General features: G+C 43.3%; 13 protein-coding genes and 1 pseudogene. 2 read left to right on the forward strand and 12 right to left on the reverse strand.

The window, feature by feature from the left end:
• Position 1 precedes the first annotated feature (1 nt).
• Both AB9H30_RS10835 and AB9H30_RS10840 read right to left on the reverse strand, forming a co-directional pair.
• The gene (locus AB9H30_RS10835) at positions 2-2,476 is read right to left on the reverse strand and encodes a TIM-barrel domain-containing protein (protein WP_371194683.1); all 2,475 of its coding nucleotides are present in this window, start codon (positions 2,474-2,476) and stop codon (positions 2-4) included.
• Positions 2,476-4,506 (reverse strand): alpha-amylase family glycosyl hydrolase, encoded by a 2,031-nt coding sequence (locus tag AB9H30_RS10840; protein ID WP_371194684.1) that lies wholly within the window; start codon positions 4,504-4,506, stop codon positions 2,476-2,478. The genes AB9H30_RS10835 and AB9H30_RS10840 overlap by 1 nt, the downstream gene beginning before the upstream one ends.
• Before the next feature lie 191 nt (positions 4,507-4,697).
• Here AB9H30_RS10840 and AB9H30_RS10845 point away from each other — a divergent pair, with 191 nt between their 5' ends.
• Positions 4,698-6,809, forward strand: coding sequence for an alpha-amylase family glycosyl hydrolase (locus AB9H30_RS10845; RefSeq protein WP_371194685.1), 2,112 nt, complete (start codon positions 4,698-4,700; stop codon positions 6,807-6,809).
• Positions 6,810-6,827: 18 nt separating this feature from the next.
• A pseudogene (locus AB9H30_RS10850) lies at positions 6,828-7,043 on the forward strand (AAA family ATPase); the annotation flags it as partial.
• A gap of 41 nt (positions 7,044-7,084) precedes the next feature.
• Here the strand turns inward: AB9H30_RS10850 and AB9H30_RS10855 are convergent.
• The 10 genes from AB9H30_RS10855 to AB9H30_RS10900 all read right to left on the reverse strand — a co-directional run bounded on the left by AB9H30_RS10855 (position 7,085) and on the right by AB9H30_RS10900 (position 20,223).
• Positions 7,085-9,823, reverse strand: coding sequence for an ATP-binding protein (locus AB9H30_RS10855; protein ID WP_371194686.1), 2,739 nt, complete (start codon positions 9,821-9,823; stop codon positions 7,085-7,087).
• Positions 9,820-12,480, reverse strand: coding sequence for an ATP-binding protein (locus tag AB9H30_RS10860; RefSeq protein ID WP_371194687.1), 2,661 nt, complete (start codon positions 12,478-12,480; stop codon positions 9,820-9,822). The genes AB9H30_RS10855 and AB9H30_RS10860 overlap by 4 nt, the downstream gene beginning before the upstream one ends.
• 48 nt (positions 12,481-12,528) lie before the next feature.
• Complete coding sequence (locus AB9H30_RS10865; RefSeq protein ID WP_371194688.1) at positions 12,529-13,851, reverse strand: HD-GYP domain-containing protein; 1,323 nt, start codon at positions 13,849-13,851, stop codon at positions 12,529-12,531.
• Between the two features lie 152 nt (positions 13,852-14,003).
• Positions 14,004-14,774 carry a delta-class carbonic anhydrase gene (locus AB9H30_RS10870; protein WP_371194689.1) on the reverse strand — a complete coding sequence of 257 codons (771 nt, stop codon included), beginning with the start codon at positions 14,772-14,774 and terminating at the stop codon, positions 14,004-14,006.
• A 422-nt stretch (positions 14,775-15,196) separates the two neighbouring features.
• Entirely contained in the window at positions 15,197-15,487 is a 291-nt protein-coding gene (locus tag AB9H30_RS10875; RefSeq protein ID WP_371194690.1) for a high-potential iron-sulfur protein, read from the reverse strand.
• A gap of 183 nt (positions 15,488-15,670) precedes the next feature.
• A complete protein-coding gene (locus AB9H30_RS10880; protein ID WP_371194691.1) occupies positions 15,671-15,799 on the reverse strand; it encodes a hypothetical protein in 129 nt (42 codons plus the stop codon).
• The gene (locus AB9H30_RS10885) at positions 15,796-16,446 is read right to left on the reverse strand and encodes a flavin reductase family protein (RefSeq protein ID WP_371194692.1); all 651 of its coding nucleotides are present in this window, start codon (positions 16,444-16,446) and stop codon (positions 15,796-15,798) included. Before AB9H30_RS10885 ends, AB9H30_RS10880 begins: the two co-directional genes overlap by 4 nt.
• Before the next feature lie 2 nt (positions 16,447-16,448).
• The gene (locus tag AB9H30_RS10890) at positions 16,449-16,640 is read right to left on the reverse strand and encodes a CPXCG motif-containing cysteine-rich protein (protein ID WP_371194693.1); all 192 of its coding nucleotides are present in this window, start codon (positions 16,638-16,640) and stop codon (positions 16,449-16,451) included.
• Positions 16,641-16,742: 102 nt separating this feature from the next.
• Positions 16,743-18,446, reverse strand: coding sequence for a D-lactate dehydrogenase (dld, locus tag AB9H30_RS10895; protein ID WP_371194694.1), 1,704 nt, complete (start codon positions 18,444-18,446; stop codon positions 16,743-16,745).
• 64 nt (positions 18,447-18,510) lie between these two features.
• Positions 18,511-20,223: an L-lactate permease gene (locus AB9H30_RS10900; RefSeq protein ID WP_371194695.1), complete on the reverse strand. Its 1,713-nt coding sequence runs from the start codon at positions 20,221-20,223 to the stop codon at positions 18,511-18,513.
• Positions 20,224-20,384 lie beyond the last annotated feature (161 nt).

Below are 20,384 nucleotides of genomic sequence, written 5' to 3' on the forward strand. Positions count from 1 at the left end.
ATTACTGCGCTAAATCTAAGCCCACAGTCATGTCTTTTTGCAATACGCCAGACACCATCAGTTGCTGACTCTGTGTATCCCAATAAGCACCATTAGATAGCGCTAATATGCTTTGATCATCAACAGGTGAGTATGATAAATCGTTAATTTTGATAGAGGTGGGCGCACTCTGCAGGCCGTGGATGCTCAATAATATGCGGCGCTTCATAGGCGCATTATTGTATTGCCCTTGCACCGAAGCAGTAATATTCAAAGACTCAGCATTGCGTTGACTTTGAAAGCTCAAGGTCTGAAAAGCGTCATCACGAATACTGTTAGGGTCTTTGCCGTCATCCTCATACAAAGTGTAAGTGCTCGCGCCCACTGAATCATGACTATAGTGATGAACGTGCAATACTTCGGTTGAATATGCTTGGGTGTTTTGCATAGCATCCACCATTGGAATAAATGCACCAGCTTTTACCAGCACTGGAATTTCTTGGGCGGGTGTCGGCACGCTAACAATTTGTCCGCCCTGATAATATTGTGCTCGGGTTTGATTGGCATCACCAAAAAAGTTAAACCATATCCCATCGGGTAATTCAATATCTTGAGCCTTCACGCCAGCAGAAACTACCGGCGATACCAACATAGCATCTCCCCACATGTAAGCATCGCTGCGATTAATATCCGCATCTTCAAAGGCAAAAAACAGCGGACGCATCATGGGCGTACCGTACAAACTATTTTGCATGCTCAATGAATAATTATAGGGAAGCATTTGATAGCGCAACTTAACAAAAGGACGAACCAGCGCTTGGGTCGCTTCATCATGAAACACTGGCTCTGGCGGGATATGCTCCTGTGCATGGGGGCGATACACCGGCTGAAATACACCGTATTGCATCCAGCGGGTGTATAACTCTGCGTCAAATACTTCACCGCCAGCAAAACCTCCTAAATCAGAATGAATGTAGGCAAGCCCAAACAGACTCATTTGCAAGGCCAACTCAACTTGGGGTTTTAGCCCGCCCCACGAACGGTCAACATCTCCAGTCCATGGGATCATGCCATACCTTTGTGAGCCAATAAAACCCGAACGCATCATCACAAACGGACGCTCTGTGGGTCGCATTTTTAGCTGTCGTTCATAAACCATTTGCGCCCATTTATGCCCATAAGCGTTATGGATTTCATCGGCGCTTACGTATTGCTCGTTTAGCCTATGTAAGCTGTCAGCGGGGTGTACTTCTGGCTCACCTAAATCGCCCCACCACCCTGCTACGCCTTGCTCGTTTAACTTAGCATAATACTCCCAAAACCAGTCTTGAGCCTCTTCATCGAACACATCTACTAGCCCAGTATTGCCAAAATAAAAATCGAAGGTCCGTGGTTCAAATGCTAGGTTTTTTGCTAAGGCTTTATGCTCAACAGCAGAATCCCATTGCGAGGAGCTGGTTAAAATAAAAGGCTCGGTGATCAATATGGTATTTACCCCTTTGCTTTTTAGCTCCGCAATCATTTTTTCAGGCTCTGGAAAAGTAATTTTATCCCAATTCAGATTGCCCATATGTCCTTTAATGTCTGGACCAAACCAAAATAAATCCAAAATAACAGCGTCTACCGGAAAGTCTTGAGCAATAAATTTATCAATTGTATCGAGAGTTTCTTGTTGCGAGCGGTAGCCAAAACGCGAGGCGTAATTGCCCAAGGCCCAACGCGGGGGCAAGGGTTGCTTGCCAGTCACACTGACAAAATTTTGCACCACATCTTGTGCGTTATCACCGGCGCTAAATATGTAGGACGTGCGCCCTGCTGCCGCTTCAAACTGGAGTACATCTTGCTCGGTGTGCCCGATATCGAGGAAACCACTGGCGGTATTATCAAATGCAATAATGTAATGCTTGCTCGACATCACCGCAGGCAAACTGTAATACATTTGGTTTGATTCAGTGGTATAGCCATAATGTGCCTTGTTATAAAGCGGCATTCTATGACCTCGACGGTCCATACCCAGCACTCGCTGTCCGCCACCTAATATCACTTCATCATCTTGCAGAGCAAAGCGAAAGCCACGCAAAGTGTCATATACAAACAAACCCACTTCTTCTTCGGCAAGCAGTTTGTCGCCTTTCATGAAGCTGAGCTTAAAAGGCGCGCTTTGTATCAATACATCAAGCTCGGGCAACTTAAATCTATAACCCGAAGTGTGCTCTGTAAGCTCAGTCGTAAACTCGTTCTTGCTGGGCAATTGCGTATCTTCTGGAAGCGCAAAAGAAGGGAGCTGACTCAGGCCATAAGGTTGATAAAACACTTCAACCGACTCATGGTTCAAAGCGCTAATGCTGACATGACCTGCCGTGGTATCAATTTCAAGGGTATTTTCGAGCAGCTCAAGGCTGTTGATGCTAACAGCCTCGCTTGCCTGCGCGCTAAATGGCAATATGCCAAGACATAGAATAAAGCTAACAAAAGCAGAGCGTGTGTTGCTTCGCATTATTGCGGTGCTCCTAAGCTGAGTTCATACACATAGCTTCCAAGTGGCGGTAAACTTACCCTCACTGAAGCCCCACTTTGTTTTCTTGCCACCTTTAACATCGCCTGTTCGCCACCAAGTAGCTCAAGCATCGCATACTCGCCTTCATCAAGCCCCCACTTAGTAATTAAGTCTATGGGCAATTGAATATCGCTTTGAATAGCTTCATCGCTAAAATTACTCAGCACTAACAAAGCCTTATTTTGTGTATATCGAACAAAGGCAAACTGCTGTTCAGAATAAGCTGAGCCTGCATCAAGGTTAAGACGATGGAGGTTCTGATATTGCCCGCTCATGGCTGGGTGATGTGCAGAGATTCTCATTACATCAATATAAAACTGACGTAGCGCTTTTTCAGAATCACTTAACAATCCACCATCAAACTTACCGCCGTTCATCCAGCGTTGATGCGCAGGTACACCCGCATAATCAAAAATAGTGGTGCGAGTAGGCTTACCAAAGCCCATATCTTCACTGCCGTCTTCACCTAGCTCTTGACCAAAATATAGCATGGTAGGTGAACGACTTATCAATGCCGATACCACCATGGCAGGCTTACCTTTTTCAGCGCTGCCAGCAAAAGCGTCACTGGCAATACGCTGCTCATCATGGTTTTCAAGAAAATGTAGCATATGCGCTTCAATATCAGCCATATCTTGTTGAATATCTGCAATGGCAGACATAGGGCCATGGCCTTGCATTACCAATTTAAGCGAGTCGTAAAATTCGACCTTGTCATATAAATAATCCATTTTTCCAAGCTGCAAATAATCACGATACAAATGCGGTTGATACACTTCCGCTAACAGAAGAGTGTCGGCGCGTTCACTTTTTATAGACGCGTTTAAAAATGACCAGAACTCAACAGGCACCATTTCTGCCATATCAAATCTGAAACCATCCACACCTTTGTCCATCCAAAAATGCACAATAGCTTCAAACTTGTACCATGAGTCAGGCAAATCGCGCTCTGCCCAAAAGGCATGATGGGCCTTATAATCTAAGCTTCGATACTCTTCGGGCAAGCTATCAAAGTCGTAGCTTCCGTCGGGACGCACGCCATAGTTAATTCTCACCGTTTCATACCAGTCATCTATGTTCGGTTGCGCCACGCGCGCCCCATTGCCTGTCCATTTAGCGGGGCTTTCAGTAAATAAGCCATCGGCCAAGGGATGTGCTTCGCCGCCAAGTGGTGCATAGCCATCGGCTTGAGGGACTTTAAAATCTTCACCAATTACATAATAGAAATTATTATCGCGAGCATATTCAACGCTGGTGTTATCGCTTTGCCCAAAATCTTCTTGGCCTTGGGGCTTATTCAATGATTGATAATTTCGTGCAACATGATTAGGCACAATGTCAATAATGACCTTCATGCCATGTTTATGCGTGCGGGCAATTAGGGCTTCAAATTCTTCCATACGATTGTTTACGTTTACCGCAAGATCAGGGTTAACGTTGTAGTAGTCTCTCACTGCGTAAGGAGAGCCCGCGCGTCCTTTTATCACATCAGGATCGTCTAGGCTGATGCCATAGTCACTATAATCATTTATTACGCCATGATGCGGAACACCGGTGTACCATATATAAGATGTTCCAAGCTCTTTAATGCCTAACAAGGCTTGGTCTGTGAAATCGTTAAATTTACCCACGCCGTTTTGTTCAATACTGCCCCAAGGAATATTGTTTTCATTGGTATTGCCAAATAATCTGGTAAACACCTGATAAATAATAGGTTTACCTTCACCTTGAGTCGAGTGTCCGAAGGCGTTGATGTTTGATGCATTCACATTTGAGGGATTAATCATTGGCACTGTGCTTTGTTGAAGCTCTTCTGTTTTGGGCACTTGAGACGGCCCCTCTGAACAAGCGCTAATAAGTATTGTGCAGAGCACAAGGGCGAAAATACTTAATGATGTTAAAGAACTGCGTGAGCTACAGCTTGCAGGTAGTGGCGCAAACTTCAGGTTTAACACTTTATTTTGTTTCATATGCTCAAGTCTTTATAGAATATAGATTCAATTTGGCGTGAGCATAAACGTTAACAAACTGTTAATAAAGATACATACGTATTCAACAAGCTTACTTGGCTTTAAATTGACACCTTCATAACAACTTGATTTATAGTCATCATATTGTCAATTGCCGCTGTTAAAGTTTGGTATATACGTCGGGAAATATAATGAAAACCATAAACAAGCCTTTCTCCTTTGCCACAATATCGCTTGCCATGCTTGTGGCGCTTTTGATATCTGCTTGCTCACCGGCCAATAAAACAGAGCCACTCGAGCAGACTCAAACAGCGCCTGATGCAAATAACAATGGGCTTGTTGCTGAGCAAGGCCTTCCCTTTTTGAGCCGCAACATTCAAGACGAAATTTTCTATTTTGTTATGCCAGATCGCTTTCACAACGCAAAGCCTGAAAACGACAATGGCGATCCGGCCCGTCCAATTTCCTATGGCGGTCTAGACGTAAGCTCTAAATGGGCCTTTCATGGGGGCGATATTGCAGGGCTTGAAGCTAAACTCGACTACATTCAAAACCTGGGAGTGACTTCTATTTGGATGACGCCAATTTTACGCAATAGAGCCGTGCAGCCCGACGGCTTTGCTCACCATGGTTATTGGGTAGTCGATTTTACTGAAATTGACCCACATTTTGGTACTAACGACGATTTAAAAAGCTTAATTGACGCAGCGCATAAACGCGATATCAAAATTTTCTTTGACATTATTACCAACCATACCGCCGACGTCATCAAATATAAAGAATGCCACGATGCAAACGGCAAGTTTTTAAACAGCGAACAAAAAGGCTGTCCTTTTATCGCTAGCGATGAACTTGCCCAAGGTAAACAATACACCCCGTTTATTTTACCCGGTGAAGAAAATGTAAAGATGCCGGCGTGGCTTAACGACCCGAGTTTATATAACAATCAAGGTGACTCGTTTTGGCAAGGCGAAAGCGTAATAAAAGGTGACTTTGCCGGCTTAGACGATATCGATACCAGCAAGCCAGAAGTTTTAGAAGGCATGACTGAAATCTTCAAAAACCTGATCACTGAATTTAAACCCGACGGTTTTAGAATCGATACCGTAAAACACGTAGATCTTGAATTTTGGCAGTCATTTGGGCCAGATATCATTGCACATGCTAAATCTATTGGCATTCCAGAGTTCTTTATATTTGGCGAAGTTTACGACGGTAATCCAGCAGGTTTAAGTAAGTACACTAATGCAGGTAAACTTCCCTCAGTCCTCGACTTTGGCTTTGCCTTTAATGTAAAAGACGTGGTGTTTACCGACAAAAACGTAAGCCAGCTTGCAAATTTAATCGACAATGATGATTACTATCGTGACGCCGATTCCGGTCCAAACGAGTTACTTAACTTTTTAGGTAACCACGATATGGGACGTGTAGGCCAGTTTATTGCGCAAGGTCTTCCCGATATAAGCGAGCAAGAAAAGCTTGCGCGCAGTAAGCTTGCTCATGCATTTATGTACCTTTCTCGAGGAGTACCGGTGGTGTATTACGGCGACGAGCAAGGCTTTACCAGCGACAGTGGAGATGTTGACGCAAGGGAAAATATGGACCCATCTAAAGTAGACAGCTACAACGACAATAACCTAATCGGTACCAGCAAAACCACCGCCGATGATAACTTTGATACTAGCCATCCCCTTTACCAAGCAATTGCCAAATTAGCTAAATTGAGACAAGCACATAAAGCGCTGCGCAGAGGCGAACAAATCAATCGATTTATTGACGAACAAAAGCGGGTTTATGCATTTAGTCGAATTGTGCCAAACACTTTGCATGACTACATGGCGGTATTTAACTTCTCAAATGAGAGCCAAAAAGTAAGTATGCCCAAAAGTGCAGTGCCTTATTCAGTGCTAAGCGAATCGGCATCGTCCATGACTCAAACACAAGAGCAGTTTATGTTTGAATTAGCACCTTTAAGCTACATACTTGTACGTTCGCAAGACCCACTCCCAGCGAGTAATATACAAGAGATAAACATGCTTGCTAAGTATGAAGAAAATGAGCGAATATTCTTACCCATTGAATTGAGTTTTGCGCCCTCACAAGAATTTAATATTGCGCATATTAAGTTTTATGCCATTAAAAACTCAGGCAGTGGCGATGTATCAGAAACACTTATCGCTTACGACACAAGCTTTCCATACCGCGCAGTGTTAATGCCCCAGCAACTAGAAAACGTACAACAAATAAAGGTGCTTGCTACAAACTCAGCCGGTCAAGTAATGACACGTACCTTTGAACTCTAAAAGCACAAATGAGAGGTTTATAAAAAAGAGAATATGGTTAATCTGTTCATGTTTGATGTAGGCCCGCTCAATCATATGCTGGGCAGCAGTTATAAAGAGATTAAGCAACAAAACTATGATCTCTCTGTTTATAACTATGGGGGCTATGTGACAAAACACTTTGTACAACACGCGCTCACTGCCATTGGCGTTGACCCAAGGTATTCATGGAATGACGCGCGCGCCGAAATCGAATAACACCCCTCCACCTAAAACTCACGCCAGCAAGTAGCCGTTTACAACAACAACTGTGCCTGCACTGGCTGCTCTTGCTCATATAAACGCGATAATAAATCAAATATTTGATGCTGATGCAGGGGTTTACTTAACACGTGGTCGATGCCGGCCTGTATGTAGGCCTCGTCGGTGTGGGCTTCGGTATCGGCGCTAATACTGATAATTTGGCAGGGTAACTGACCTTTTAGCATCTGCATTTCGCGAATGCGTCGTGTGGCCTCAAAACCGTCCATTTCGGGCATAACTATATCCATGAAAATTACGTCTATATCATGTAATTTGGCAGCATCAATCGCTTGACGACCCGACTCTGCTACCAGTATTTCAGCCTTAGTTGCGACCAACATTTGACTCAAAATTTGATGATTAATAGCGTTATCGTCCACCACCAAAATAGTTTTACCCTTCAATTTTGGCGCAACAATTTGTTTTTCGTTACTGCTCGAAGGCTCTCGATAGTTGATGAGCTGCACTGGTAACTGTATGGTAAAGCAGCTGCCTTGGCTTATCTGGCTTTTTACGCTCAAGGTGCCCTTCATCAACTGCAACAGTTGATTAGAGATGGTTAGGCCCAATCCGGCGCCCTCAATTTGGCAAATTTGATTTGAACCCGACTGCACAAAGCCTTTGAATATTTGCTGATAGTGCTCCGGCAATATACCAATGCCCGTGTCTTTCACTTCTATTTCTAAACTGCTCTTTACACCATGGGTTTTGCAAGGCTTGCTGCTAATGTGCACAAATACGTCAACGTCACCTACTTCCGTAAATTTGATTGCATTTTCAACAAGATGATGAACAATTTGTTGCACTCTAATGCTATCGGCACTGATCCAAACTTTAGCGCTATCAGAGATATGCAGCGAAAGTTTTAACTGCTTGTCGATTGCCGCGGCTTGATTACGCTCAATGGTTTCGATAAGCATATGTGGTAAGTCAAAGGGATGCTTTGAAATCCTCAATTTATGACTTTCGATTTTCGATAAATCGAGTATATCGTTTAAAATTCGCAGCAAACCGGTTGCCGATTGTCTAATAATGTTTGCATATTTAGCTTGATAGTCGCTGAGCCTGCTTGCTACCAACAAATCCGCGGCCCCCACCACGCCGTTCATTGGCGTGCGAATTTCATGGCTCATACCTGCTAAAAATTCAGTTTTTGCGCGAGTGGCGGTTTCAGCTTCTAAACGCTCGGCTTCTAGCAGGTGTTCATGTTCAACTTGATCTGTAATATCGCTCAGTGTACCGAGCATTCGATCTGGTAATTTATTGTCATCAAGGACAATTTCTGCATGCAGCGAAAAGTGTTTTATTCGGCCATTGTCAAGTCTCACTCGATATTCGGTATTAACCGATTGTCTGCGGCCTATAGCATGCAGTAACTTGCGCTCTAACTCGATTCGATCGTCTTCATAAACTAATGTGAGCCATGTATCTAAATTAAAGCTATGCAGATTACTATGGATATTGTGATGTCTTTGCATCCACTCATTCCAATATACGTGCTTTGAGCCTAAGTCGTATTCCCAGATCCCAATTTGCGCCGACGATGTGGCTAAATCAAGACGCTCATTAATCGCCAACAAATGAGATTTAGAGCGCGTTAACTTTCTTTTTTGTTTATTTAAGACGGCATTCCAACGCAAGGTAAAAATCATCACAAAAACCAACATCAACACCACAAAAAGCGATGAAAATGATGTGAAAGTGAACATCCTAAACACGTTTTCAGGGCGATTGACTATTTGACTATCTGCAGGCAAAGTCGCTGGATCAATATTGTGTATTTCTAGGGCAGGGTAGTTATAAATATATTGGTAAATACGCCTTGAAGAAAAACGCATATTACTACCATTGATCACACTGATCCCTGCATTAGCAAGCTCCTGGGCAACGCTTTGTGCAGAAATGACGAGGCCACCCATTGCATTACCACGGATCATGGTATCCCAATGCACAAAAATAGGTACTTTAGACTGCTCCGACAGCAGTGAAACAATTTGATTTGGGTACAAATGAGTGTCGTCGAGCGAAAGATAAAAGGGTGACAACATTACAATACTGTTTTTAGGTAAGCCCTGTAACTGACTTTTTGCATCGGCCAATGAGGCAATCGGCAAAAACCTAACATCGATAGCAAAGTCATGTTGGGCGATGATTTTTTTAATCCCGGGGACGTCTATCAAGTCATTGTTACTGTCTTGATGATGCATCACATAGGCGTTACTGGCATTCGTAACTGAGGCTGCGTGCTCAATAGCCGAAATAAAGTCGGGCGCTAGGTTAAAGACTTTTCGAATGGGGGTTTCACGTAACTTTTGATCTTGTTCCCATCTAATAATAACCTTTGGCGTTCGGCCAAGAAAAGCAAAAGTTTCGCTCTCAAATTCGAGATCGGCATTACCGTCAACAACCGCAAAGTCAAAATAAATGTCTTTATATTTTATTCTCAGTTGCTCAAACTTAAGCGAGACATAAGCTGTGTCGTTAAATCGTACTGCATCGACATACTCTACAAATATATTGGCGTTCGGAAAGCTCTCTTTTACTCTAGCGATATAAGCAGTTTTAAAAGCCTGATTCCAAGGTAATTCACCATGTTCGTACAATAGCACCATCATATTAGGTGCCTGTAGACTTTTACTGTGCACATACTTAGGGCTAGCAAAACCGCAAAACAGCAAAGCAATGAGCAGCATCAATACTGCAGATTGTTTATGAGGACCGAGACTAATCATGTCGTTTCTGCCCTATGATTTAGCTGCTGATTTAAGGTGAAATAAAGCGCGTTACGGTCAATCGGTTTAGTCAAATATACATCCATACCTGCCGATAGGCATTTTTCTTTGTCGCCGTTTAAAGCATGTGCAGTCAGGCTGACAACCGGGCAATGTGGTCTATTAGTTTGCTCTTCTAGCGTACGAATCGCCTTAGTCGCCTCGTAGCCATCCATGACCGGCATCAATACATCCATCAGAATTAAGTCATAGTGTTTTTGTGCATATGCATCGACCGCTTGTTCGCCGTTATGCGCAAAGTCCAATTGGGCATTGCAGTCTTTTAGCATTTGCCCGACTATTTCGCGATTGATCTCAATATCCTCAACCACCAAAATATTCTTTTGACTAAAGTCGGGAGGTGACATTTGACGATGCGAGTGGCTGATATCTGAACTCGCCATTACCGCAATGTCAGGCAATGTAAGCGAAAACGAAGAACCTTTACCCGAGGTTGAGTCTAACTTTAGCAAGCCGTTCATTAAGGAGGCTAACTTTTTAGAAATACTGAGTCCTAGGCCTGATCCGCCATATTTGCGAACGGTTGTGTCGTCATATTGCTCAAAACTGTCAAAGATACGTGATTGGGCCTCCTCACTGATCCCGACACCGGTATCTGAAACAACAATAGAAAGTTCACCACACTCACGCTGGGCAGCGTGGTTAGGTATAAAATCGACGGTTATTTGAACATAACCCTCATCGGTAAACTTAACGGCGTTACCGACTAAGTTAAACAGCACCTGCTTGACTCTTTGACCGTCTAGTAACAGGGTGTCTGGCACGGATTCTGGATAGATAATTTTTAACTTGATGTTTTTGCGTTTAACTTCCAATGCAAAACTGGCCATCGTTTGCTGCACGATAGTACGTAACTTTGACGGGTTTTTCCGAATTTTTAGCTCTCCCAATTCTATCTTAGATAAGTCTAAAATATCGTCGAGAATATGCAACAAACCCATTGCAGAGGATTTAATCATATTCGTATATTTTGCCTGCTCTCTGTTGAGCTTCGCTTTCGACAAAATATCCGCAGCTCCAACCACGCCATTCATTGGCGTGCGTATTTCGTGGCTCATATTGGCTAAAAATGCGGTTTTAGCGTTACGCGCATGCTCTGCCTTTTCATGTTCTTGACGCAGATGCTTTTCATTTTTTACCGACTCAGAGACATCAATTACCGTGCCCGTAATCTTACGGATATTGCCTTGAGGATCTAAAATTCGCTCGCCGCGAATACGGTGTACATAAGCATTACCGACATGGTCCATACACCGATAGTCAAACGAAAAATCTGCCGAATGAGCGCCTTGTTCAGTAAGTATTCTCTTGATAAAGAGTTGGTCGTTTTTATCAATCAAGCTTAACCAAAGGTCGACATTGACTGAAATCCCCATAATATCTAGGCCATGCAAACGATACATGATCGCATCCCAGTCGAGGCGCTGCTGCTCTACGTCATACTCCCAAATACCAATATTTGCCGAACTGGTGGCAATATCAATACGCTGATTCAGTTTTTTAAGCTGGCCTTGTGAATCAAGCAATTCTTGCTTTTGCTTATTTAATAGCCGCCAGCGAGAAGTATTGACAAAAATCACTAGGGTCAGTAATAAAACGATAATAGCGGCCGCCACCACTTCAGTTAAAAACATTCCTAACAAGCTAGGAGGCTTGTTAATGACGACCGTGCTGTTTGGCAAATCAGGCAAACTTAACTTATTAAGAGACGCTGCTCGGTAATTCACCACATACTGATAAAAGTCTCGTTCATTGATTTTCATAGGGCGGCCACTTAGTAGCTCGGCACCCGCATGCGCCACTTGCTCACCCACTAATTTGGGCGATATTACATAACCACCAAATACATCCGAGCCAACCATCGAACCAAGCGGAACAAGTAAAGGCTGATGAATGAGTTTGGCTAACTGATTTGAGACTTCAGAGGGGCTGAAAAAGGTTTTATTGCTTTGTGTATAAAACGGCGTAACAAAAACTGCCGAATTGTTGTCTGCGTCTCTAAGTGACTCAACAATGTCGCTGAAGCTATTCACTTCTACTAAGGTGATATTGAACTTAAGTTGCTCTGCTTTTGCAAGTTGATTGAGTTCAGCTAAATTCACTAAAAAATTATGTTCATTGCTATCCACAACCACTTTTATATCTGAACGTCCGGTTAGCTCATATACCGCCTGCATAAGTTTCGGATAGTCAGGTGCAATCGAATAGGTATAGGTATTTGGCCCTAATGACTGCATAACCTCATTTCCTTGAAGCTGGATAATCTTTATTGTGCTATTTGAAAAAGTACGTCTGTAGTCAAGCATATTTGCGGCAAACAAGCTGTCAAATACCACCAAATCCATAGGGATATTGCTATATTTTTGATTGAGCATAAGCTTAGTTGCTGCCAGCGTGTCAGGATCATTAAACCGCTTTATATCTAAAAACTCATCGTAAATAACAGCTTCTGGGCGCTGTTCCCGCAGGGTATTGGTAAAACTACTCTTAAATACTAAATCAAACGCTTCGTCTAAATTGCCATACGATACGAACAATACGTTTGGCGTTTCGATGGGCTCTTCAGAGTCCGCATATACGGCTGCTGTGAATACCATTAGGATCAGCATGCAAAGACTGGACGTGAGCGATATCTTAAACATAAGCTAAATGGGTACTCGGTCCATGTCCAAACGGTAATGTTCAGGCAAGGTGGGTTTTACAATTTGAAATTTACAGCCTTTGACAGATAAATCGATGGTCTTGGGCTCCACATATTCACCATGGGAAATCGAGTAAAACATTTTAACTTTTGGTTTTAAGGCATCGTTTTGTTTGACCTTCGTGACAATCGCGATGTGTTTGTTGTTTAAAATTACTAAGCTCCCCACCGGATATACACCCATGCAGCGAATAAACTGCAGCGCGAGCTTTAAATCATAACCATAATCTTTGTTGGCGATTAACTTTAGTGCAGAAGCCGGACTGGTTTTCTTTTGAAAGGGTCGATTTGTCGTCATTGCATCATAACAATCAACAATCGCCAACATCCGGCTAAACTTGTGGATGTCTTCACCCTGCAGTTGATTTGGATAGCCATTGCCATCTAGACGCTCATGATGCTGCTCTATAGCTAGCAGTAGCTCATTGTCGATATTTAAGGGCTCTAGTATGTCAATTGAGTACTTTACATGCGCTTGAATAATCATCTGCTCTTCAACAGACGGCTTTTCTTGGCTATTTAATATCTCTTTAGGGACTCTTACCATACCAATATCAAAAAAGTAGCCTAACAGTGCGAGGCGTTTACAATCGGTCTCTGACATCCCTAAGTATCGCGCAAAATGACAAAGTAAAATTGCTACATGCATTGCGTGGTTACTGAGATATTCGCCCTCATTTCTGATCATACTCAGGCATAACAGTGCATCTGGATTGTGCATCAAACCATGGTGCATTTCTGAAACTAGTGATTTGGCAGCGCTCAAGTCTATTTTGACTTCATTTTCGATATCGATTCGTAAGCGCTGATGTAAATTTTTACAATCAATCACGAGTTGTTCAGCGGCCTCTAACTGTTTTGAAGAGCTCACCGCTTTGTCGAGCGCCACGGGCGGAAAGTCATCTGTGGTTTCTTCGATATGGATGGTGTCTAAACTAACCACCGTGGAGCCTACAATGCTATCGTCATTTGCAGCTTGAAGTCCGATAAAATCATCGATTTCGGGGAGCTCGGGAGCAATGGCAGGCAACACAGGTTTTGTCTTGCTCGGAAGCTTGAAAGCGCGATTAGACGATGGCAAAGGCTTTGGCATTTCAACTACCACAGTCGATACGCCACACGCTATGAGTTGGTCAATCACACCTTTGTGGCGAATTTTACCTTTACTTTTCACCATCAAACGCCCGGACTGCTGCGCAATGCTATGCACAATCATGCCCAGTTTGAGGTCTTGTACTGAAAGAGTTTTAAGTAGCGACGCCGTCATACCAATGGAAATAAGGAAACCATAGGTATAGATATCGGCAACGGTAATAAAAACTCTACTGATAATCCTGATTAAATATGTTTTTCTAAAACTAAAACGCCGAGCAATGCTCGGCGTTTTTTTATACGTTTTTTCTAAGTCAAAATTTCGACCTAGTGGATAGCAGAAAGCATCCGTGGATCAGTTACTAACTGACGCACACCGTGACCTTCTTTTTCGTCAAATTCGTTGCTCTCACACCAATTAGCAATAGTATTAATATCTACTTTCGCGCAATGTGGACGTACTGACCAGCTAACCTGAAGCGGTGAGCATTTCATCGCATCGTCAAACGAAGGACCAGTAGTTGAGCCTAAAAACTCAACTGGTGCGCCAGTCGTCATCGGAATAGATTTAGCTTGATGATAGCCGTTTACCATATTGCCATCGTAATCCATGTCATTAAAATCCATTGCATTAGAGTCGTTAACAAGTGTAAATACTTGCGTCTCAACGCGAAGGTTTGGATTAGCACACTGAGGTGATAAGCAGCTACCTAGACCTGGGCCTGGTGCAACATCACACGAAGTATGAACCCAATGCATTTCGATAGTATCGCCTGGCTTTAAATCACCGCACACTTTTCCTGATGGCGCTTTAAGTTCAGCTGCAGTCAGGTTTTGACTCATGCCACACATAAAGCCTTTGCCTTCTGTTGCTGGAACCGAAAAGTCTTTTGCTTTGTGTTCAGCATTCTTGTGGAAGTGAATGTTACAAAGGTTCATTTGCGACGCTGGTGGCGCCATAGAAAATACGACTTTGTTTGTTCCTTCGCGTGAATCAATGTCTCGACCAGTTTGTGGTCCATAGCCTTCGCAAACGTCTGCGGCAAAAACCGACACACTGGCCATTGTTAACAATCCACCAATTAATAGCTTTTTCATTTGTTGTTTTCCTTGAAGCAAAAGTTAATAAAACTTAAGTAATGTTATTACCACTATGAATTTACGCGAAATGTAAGCGAAAGTTTGCAAAGATCTATAACTATTACGCATAAATGTTCTTTATTTTTGTTGTTTTAGGTATATGGTGATTTAAAATACCACTTAATCAAAGTAGTCTGAAATCATAAATTTAGCAAATAAAAACAAGTATTTAGATTAAGTTAGCTGGTAAGAGGATGGGTATGCTTAAGTCTTTGTAAGATAAACACTGACAAGAATGTCGGATAAAGCGATCATAGTTTTGGACTGAAAACGGACTGATTTGGAATCGGATTTAACGAAACTCCCTCGTCTTATGCTAGTTTTAAAAAAATAAAAGCCAGCATATGCTGGCTTTTTTATTCTTTTATCAAACGCTTAGCTTAGCCTTTTTTCATCCAAGCAGAGCACCATCCATCGGCTGCCACTACCTTGCCGGGGAAAATACCGCATGGACGCCAGTCAGCGCCGTCTTCACCTTGAATATACATACAGTTGTGACAATATGCACCTTCAACCGCTGATTCGTGAACATATTTCAGCGCAACTGCGGTTGGATCGTCTAGCGCAAGCTTTTCTTGTGCACTAGCACGAAGTGCAACCCCACCCAAAGTAACACCAATTAAGGTACTGCCTGACAATTTTAAGAAGTCACGACGGTCAAGTTTTTTCATAGCTATTCCTTTTGATTCCAATAATAATGATAATTATTCTTTTTTACGCTAGCCCAATACGACAAAGGCCCACCGCGAGGGTGAGCCTTTGACATATTATTAGTAGTTATACTTATACACTATTCAATTAGATCTACCAAATCTGTTTTCGTTCCATTTGATCTACATTAAATTTATTATTCTTTATTCGTCTGGCCCCTTTTGCTGTTCATCATCTTCAAGAGGTAGCTTAATCAATAGCCAAACAATGCCCGCGACCACCGCAATCGCAATGCCGCAGACTATCAGTAATTGGTCTAGGTTAGGGATCATGATTGGGCTTTCCAAATTGAAGTTAAACTCGTATCCGGCTGTGCATAGCTAAATCGGTCAATACGCTGAGCGCGGTGGTAGCTGTCTAGTCCAGAAACGGCGACTGATCCAGCCATTTCAATATCTACATAGCCATCGCTGTTCACATAACCATTTTCAGTTAGTACGCTCATAATCTCGCCTATCACCAGCTCAGTTTGGTTGATTTGTAATACCTGTATTTCTCTTACCTCTACTGCAAGCTTGACCCTACTTTCGGCTACGAAGGGAGCTGCAAAGCCGCCGGAATATTGCTCGCTCAGACCGGTCTCAATAAATTCGTTTTGTTCTGGAGTGTAACGCGCTGAACATTGATGAGCGTGCGCGGCAATGTCGGCGTGCACATGATTGATGGTGTAATACCCAGTGTCCTTGATATTTTGCAAGGTATCTCGTACCACTGTGTGCGGCCGCATTATCATGCCAATAAGCGGCGGGTTTGCACCAACATGAAAAACGCTGCTAATAAGTGCTAAATTAGGTACACCGTTTGTGCCTTTGCTGCCAATAAGATTGGCGCTTTTAAATCCCGACAAGCTGTTGATGAAATTTGCTCGTTGAAACTTGTTCATCTGCGCGATAGCCTGACGGTCAAAGCAATGATTCATAGCTACTCATCATCTCGTTTAGCAATGATTTCTAGTCCAAAGCCGTTATCTGTAATGAGCACCTCTATTGGTGAACAGCAGATTTGACAATCTACTATTTGTTGTTGACCAATATCGTTGTCTTCGTCAACTTCAATGTCGTTGTAGGTCATACAATACGGACATTCAAATTTCTCAGCGCGCGTTAAGCTCATAACCGCCTCGTTTACTTCCAGTTGATAGTGATTACTGAAAAAATACCAAGGTGGTTCTTTTATTTACGAATAAAATGGAGAACTCGCAATATCAGGCGTCACTTAAAGGCAACACGCGCAATTACGTTTATGTTTGCTCATTTTTCCTACGCCAGGGTTAAAGCTATTGGTAGGGTCCAGCGTTTGATAAAATTTTTGCAGAGGCGCATCAGCTTTATACAGATGCCCTACATTATGCTCAGCTGGATATTTTGCGCCGCGTCCATCAAGCACTTCTAACATCGCAGACTTGACCGCGTGTGCGTCTGCACCTTTTTTAAGCACGTAGTCTTGATGAAAAACATGGCAAAAAAAGTGACCATAATAGAGCGACACATCAATTTGGTCTTGAATATGTTGAGGAAGTTGTTCCACCCAATTGACCTCATTGCGCTTAAGCGCAATGTCCAAGGCAAGAATGTCACCGACTTTCTTGCTATACAGCGTATGGTATCGAACGGCGGCTCCGGCAGCAGCAAAGCGATGTAAAAAAGCACTTGTTGCTTCTTCACTATTACACTCAAAGTAATCACCCTGATTCGACTCATCAGCGAAAAAGTCTTTCAAAAATGATTGAGCTTCAGCGATACCTTCATCGCTCATTTTTAGAATCAGGTGATGCTCATAGTCGCTATGATATTGCATCATTCGCTTCGGTAGATGTTGAGGAAAACACTTTGCGACAAGCTGCATGATACGATCACACATGTAGTTAGGTAGAAACCCAATTTTATTGAGTATCGCATCGGCTCTGCCTTTTATGGCGAACAATTTGGGCATTGCGTCGGTGCCTAAATGTTTGACACTTAAAAAGGTATCTTTGCCATATTTCTCTGCAATGCTAAAGATATCGCGATGCATATATTCGCCCACTTCAGGCAAATTTTTAAAATTACTGAGCATTTCTCTGCGAAGCTTGGTCAGCACCAGTGGGTCGTTGGTGCCGATATAAAATGCTTGTTCTTGCTTTGGTACATCAAATGTATCGAGCCGTACAGCGAATACTGCCACTTTACCGGCACAGCCACTGGCTTCAAATAGTCGAGTTTCATCAGCATTAAACCGACTTGGTGTATCGGCATCGACATCTCTCAATAAATCAGGATAGTCGGAGGCAGACGCCTTTGCGCTTGTACTTAAATCATTTAAGTCAAAGTTTCCGCTTTGCAAATTTTTCAGTATGGTTTCAGGGCTATCACCTAAATCAATCCCCAAGTGATTCACCAGCGACAGTTCGCCTTGTTCATTTACCCATGCATACACCGATAATTCAGTATAGGCTGGACCACGCTTAACTAACGCGCCACCTGAGTTGTTTGCCACTCCACCCACCATTGACGCGCCTAAACTAGACGAACCGATGACTGAATGAGGGGCTCTATTCAGTGGTTTTAAGGTTTTTTCGAGCTTGTGTAAGGTAGTGCCCGGAAAACCTATCACTTGCTCACCTTTACCTAGTATAACGAGATCGTCCATCGCTAAGGTGTTGATTACGACCACTTCACGGTCGTAATCATTACCACTGGGGGTTGAGCCTTCAGTGAGACCTGTATTTGCAGCCTGCATGATCATAATGCAGTCGTGTTCAACGCAAATTTCGAGTAACTGCCAAAATGCTAGCAAGGACTTAGGGAACAAAACTGCCAAGGCAGAGCCGCCGCCTGAACGCCAGCCCGTGCGATAGTACTCGGTCTTTTTAAGGCCTACCGCGACATTTTGTTTCCCTATAACATCGGCAAATTTTGCAATTAGTGCATCGCTGCTCATGTTTGTCCTCACTTCTTATGTGGTGCTAACGCAACACCATGCTGCGTGTCAATCAAAGGTACTATTAACCTACAAAACCGATTAATGGGTCTGTCAATGTCAGACCGTAACCTGCTAGCAAGGCAATAGCGCCTGCAAAAATAACATAATAAATAGTCGGTAGCGCCGTTTTACGAAGCGTGGCTCCCTCTTGTCCAAGCAGGCCAACCGTAGCCGATGCAGCAACCACATTATGAATTGCTATCATATTACCGGCTGCTGCTCCCACTGCTTGTGCAGCAACAATTAATGCCGGTGATAAGCTTAATGCCATTGCTGCTTCGAACTGGAACTGGCTAAACATCATATTAGATACTGTATTGGAGCCGGCAATAAACGCGCCTAAAGCACCAATCGTCGGACTGATCAATGGGAATGCAGTGCCAAAAACGTCAGCAAATAATGCCGCTCCTGCCATCGGCATACTGGGCACATCTGATAAATTCACACCAGAGTTAATGAATAAGCGCACCATTGGGATGGTGAATATCAACACAAAGCCAGCACCAATGATGGTTTTACTTGAGTCAACAAAGGCAGATTTAAATACCTGTGTTTTGTTGCCTGATTTAGCCTGCAGAAATAGCGCGGTCAATGCGGCGATAACTAACAAACCCCCAGGTAAGTATAGCGGGCTAAACGCAGCCGATACGCCAGCTTCACCGAGGATATTCGAAAATGACAAGGTCACCGCGTTTAATAAGGCTTTAAATTCGCCAAATACTCTTGAACACACCAACAATATCGCCACGATTAAATAGGGAACCCAAGCTACAAAAGGAGAAACCGTTGTTGGCGCATTAATATCGTCTTGCTTTATTTCAAGCGAACCCATCCATCCGGGTAACCAGCTAGATTTAGCAGGGAAATCCCAGTTAGTTTTAGGCATCAAGAACCCACGTTTTGCTGCAAACACCACAACTGCCATACTGACTAATCCACCGAGTAAAGACGGGAACTCAGGGCCTAAGAACATGCCTGTTAACGCATAAGGTATGGTAAATGAAAGTCCGGCAAAAATCGCGAAAGGCATAATTGCAAGTCCTTCTTTCCACGATTTATTCGCACCAAAGAAACGGGTCAACATCATTGCCATAATCACAGGCATAAACGTGCCGATTACAGCATGAATGATTGCGACCTGCGTTGTAATCAACTGTAAATATTCAGCCCATGTCCAACCCTGAGAAGCTAACTGAACGCCAATCGCCGTGGTATCTAAGCCGTTATTGACGCCAATGATAATAGGGGTGCCTACCGCTCCAAACGAGACCGGCGTGCTTTGGATCAACATTCCCATAAGCACTGCTGCGAGGGCTGGGAATCCAATTGCTACGAGTAGTGGTGCTGCGATGGCAGCCGGCGTTCCAAATCCAGATGCACCTTCTATAAAGGTACCGAAACACCATGCAATGATAATCGCTTGTACACGTCTATCGGGCGATACATTTGTGAAACCGCGGCGAATAGTTTGAATTGCGCCAGTGTGTTGTAAGGTATTGAGCAAAAATATCGCGCCAAATACGATCCACAGCACCGAACCGGTGATCACAACCCCTTGCAGCATGGAAGCAAGTACCCTAGTGGTAGACATGTCCCATACAAACACTGCCAACAGTGTTGTGACAATCAATACCACCGGCATTGCTCGCTTGGCTGGCCATTGCAGCCCAAGCAATAAAACACCTGCAGTTATAATCGGTAAAAGCGCTAAAACGCCCAAAACAGCAATATTCATTTGTCTACCCCATTGAATGTGAATGGTTGTTGAGTGGTTGCTATCTTGTTTTAAAAATGTAAACAGTGTGTTAGATAGCGAAGGTAAGCCACTGTACTGTGCTGGCTTTTGCTGATATATATAGAAATATAACTATATTATTTCCTTTTTTGACATAATGA

It is taken from the genome of Glaciecola sp. SC05 (assembly GCF_041380235.1).
Taxonomy (GTDB): Bacteria; Pseudomonadota; Gammaproteobacteria; order Enterobacterales; family Alteromonadaceae; genus Glaciecola.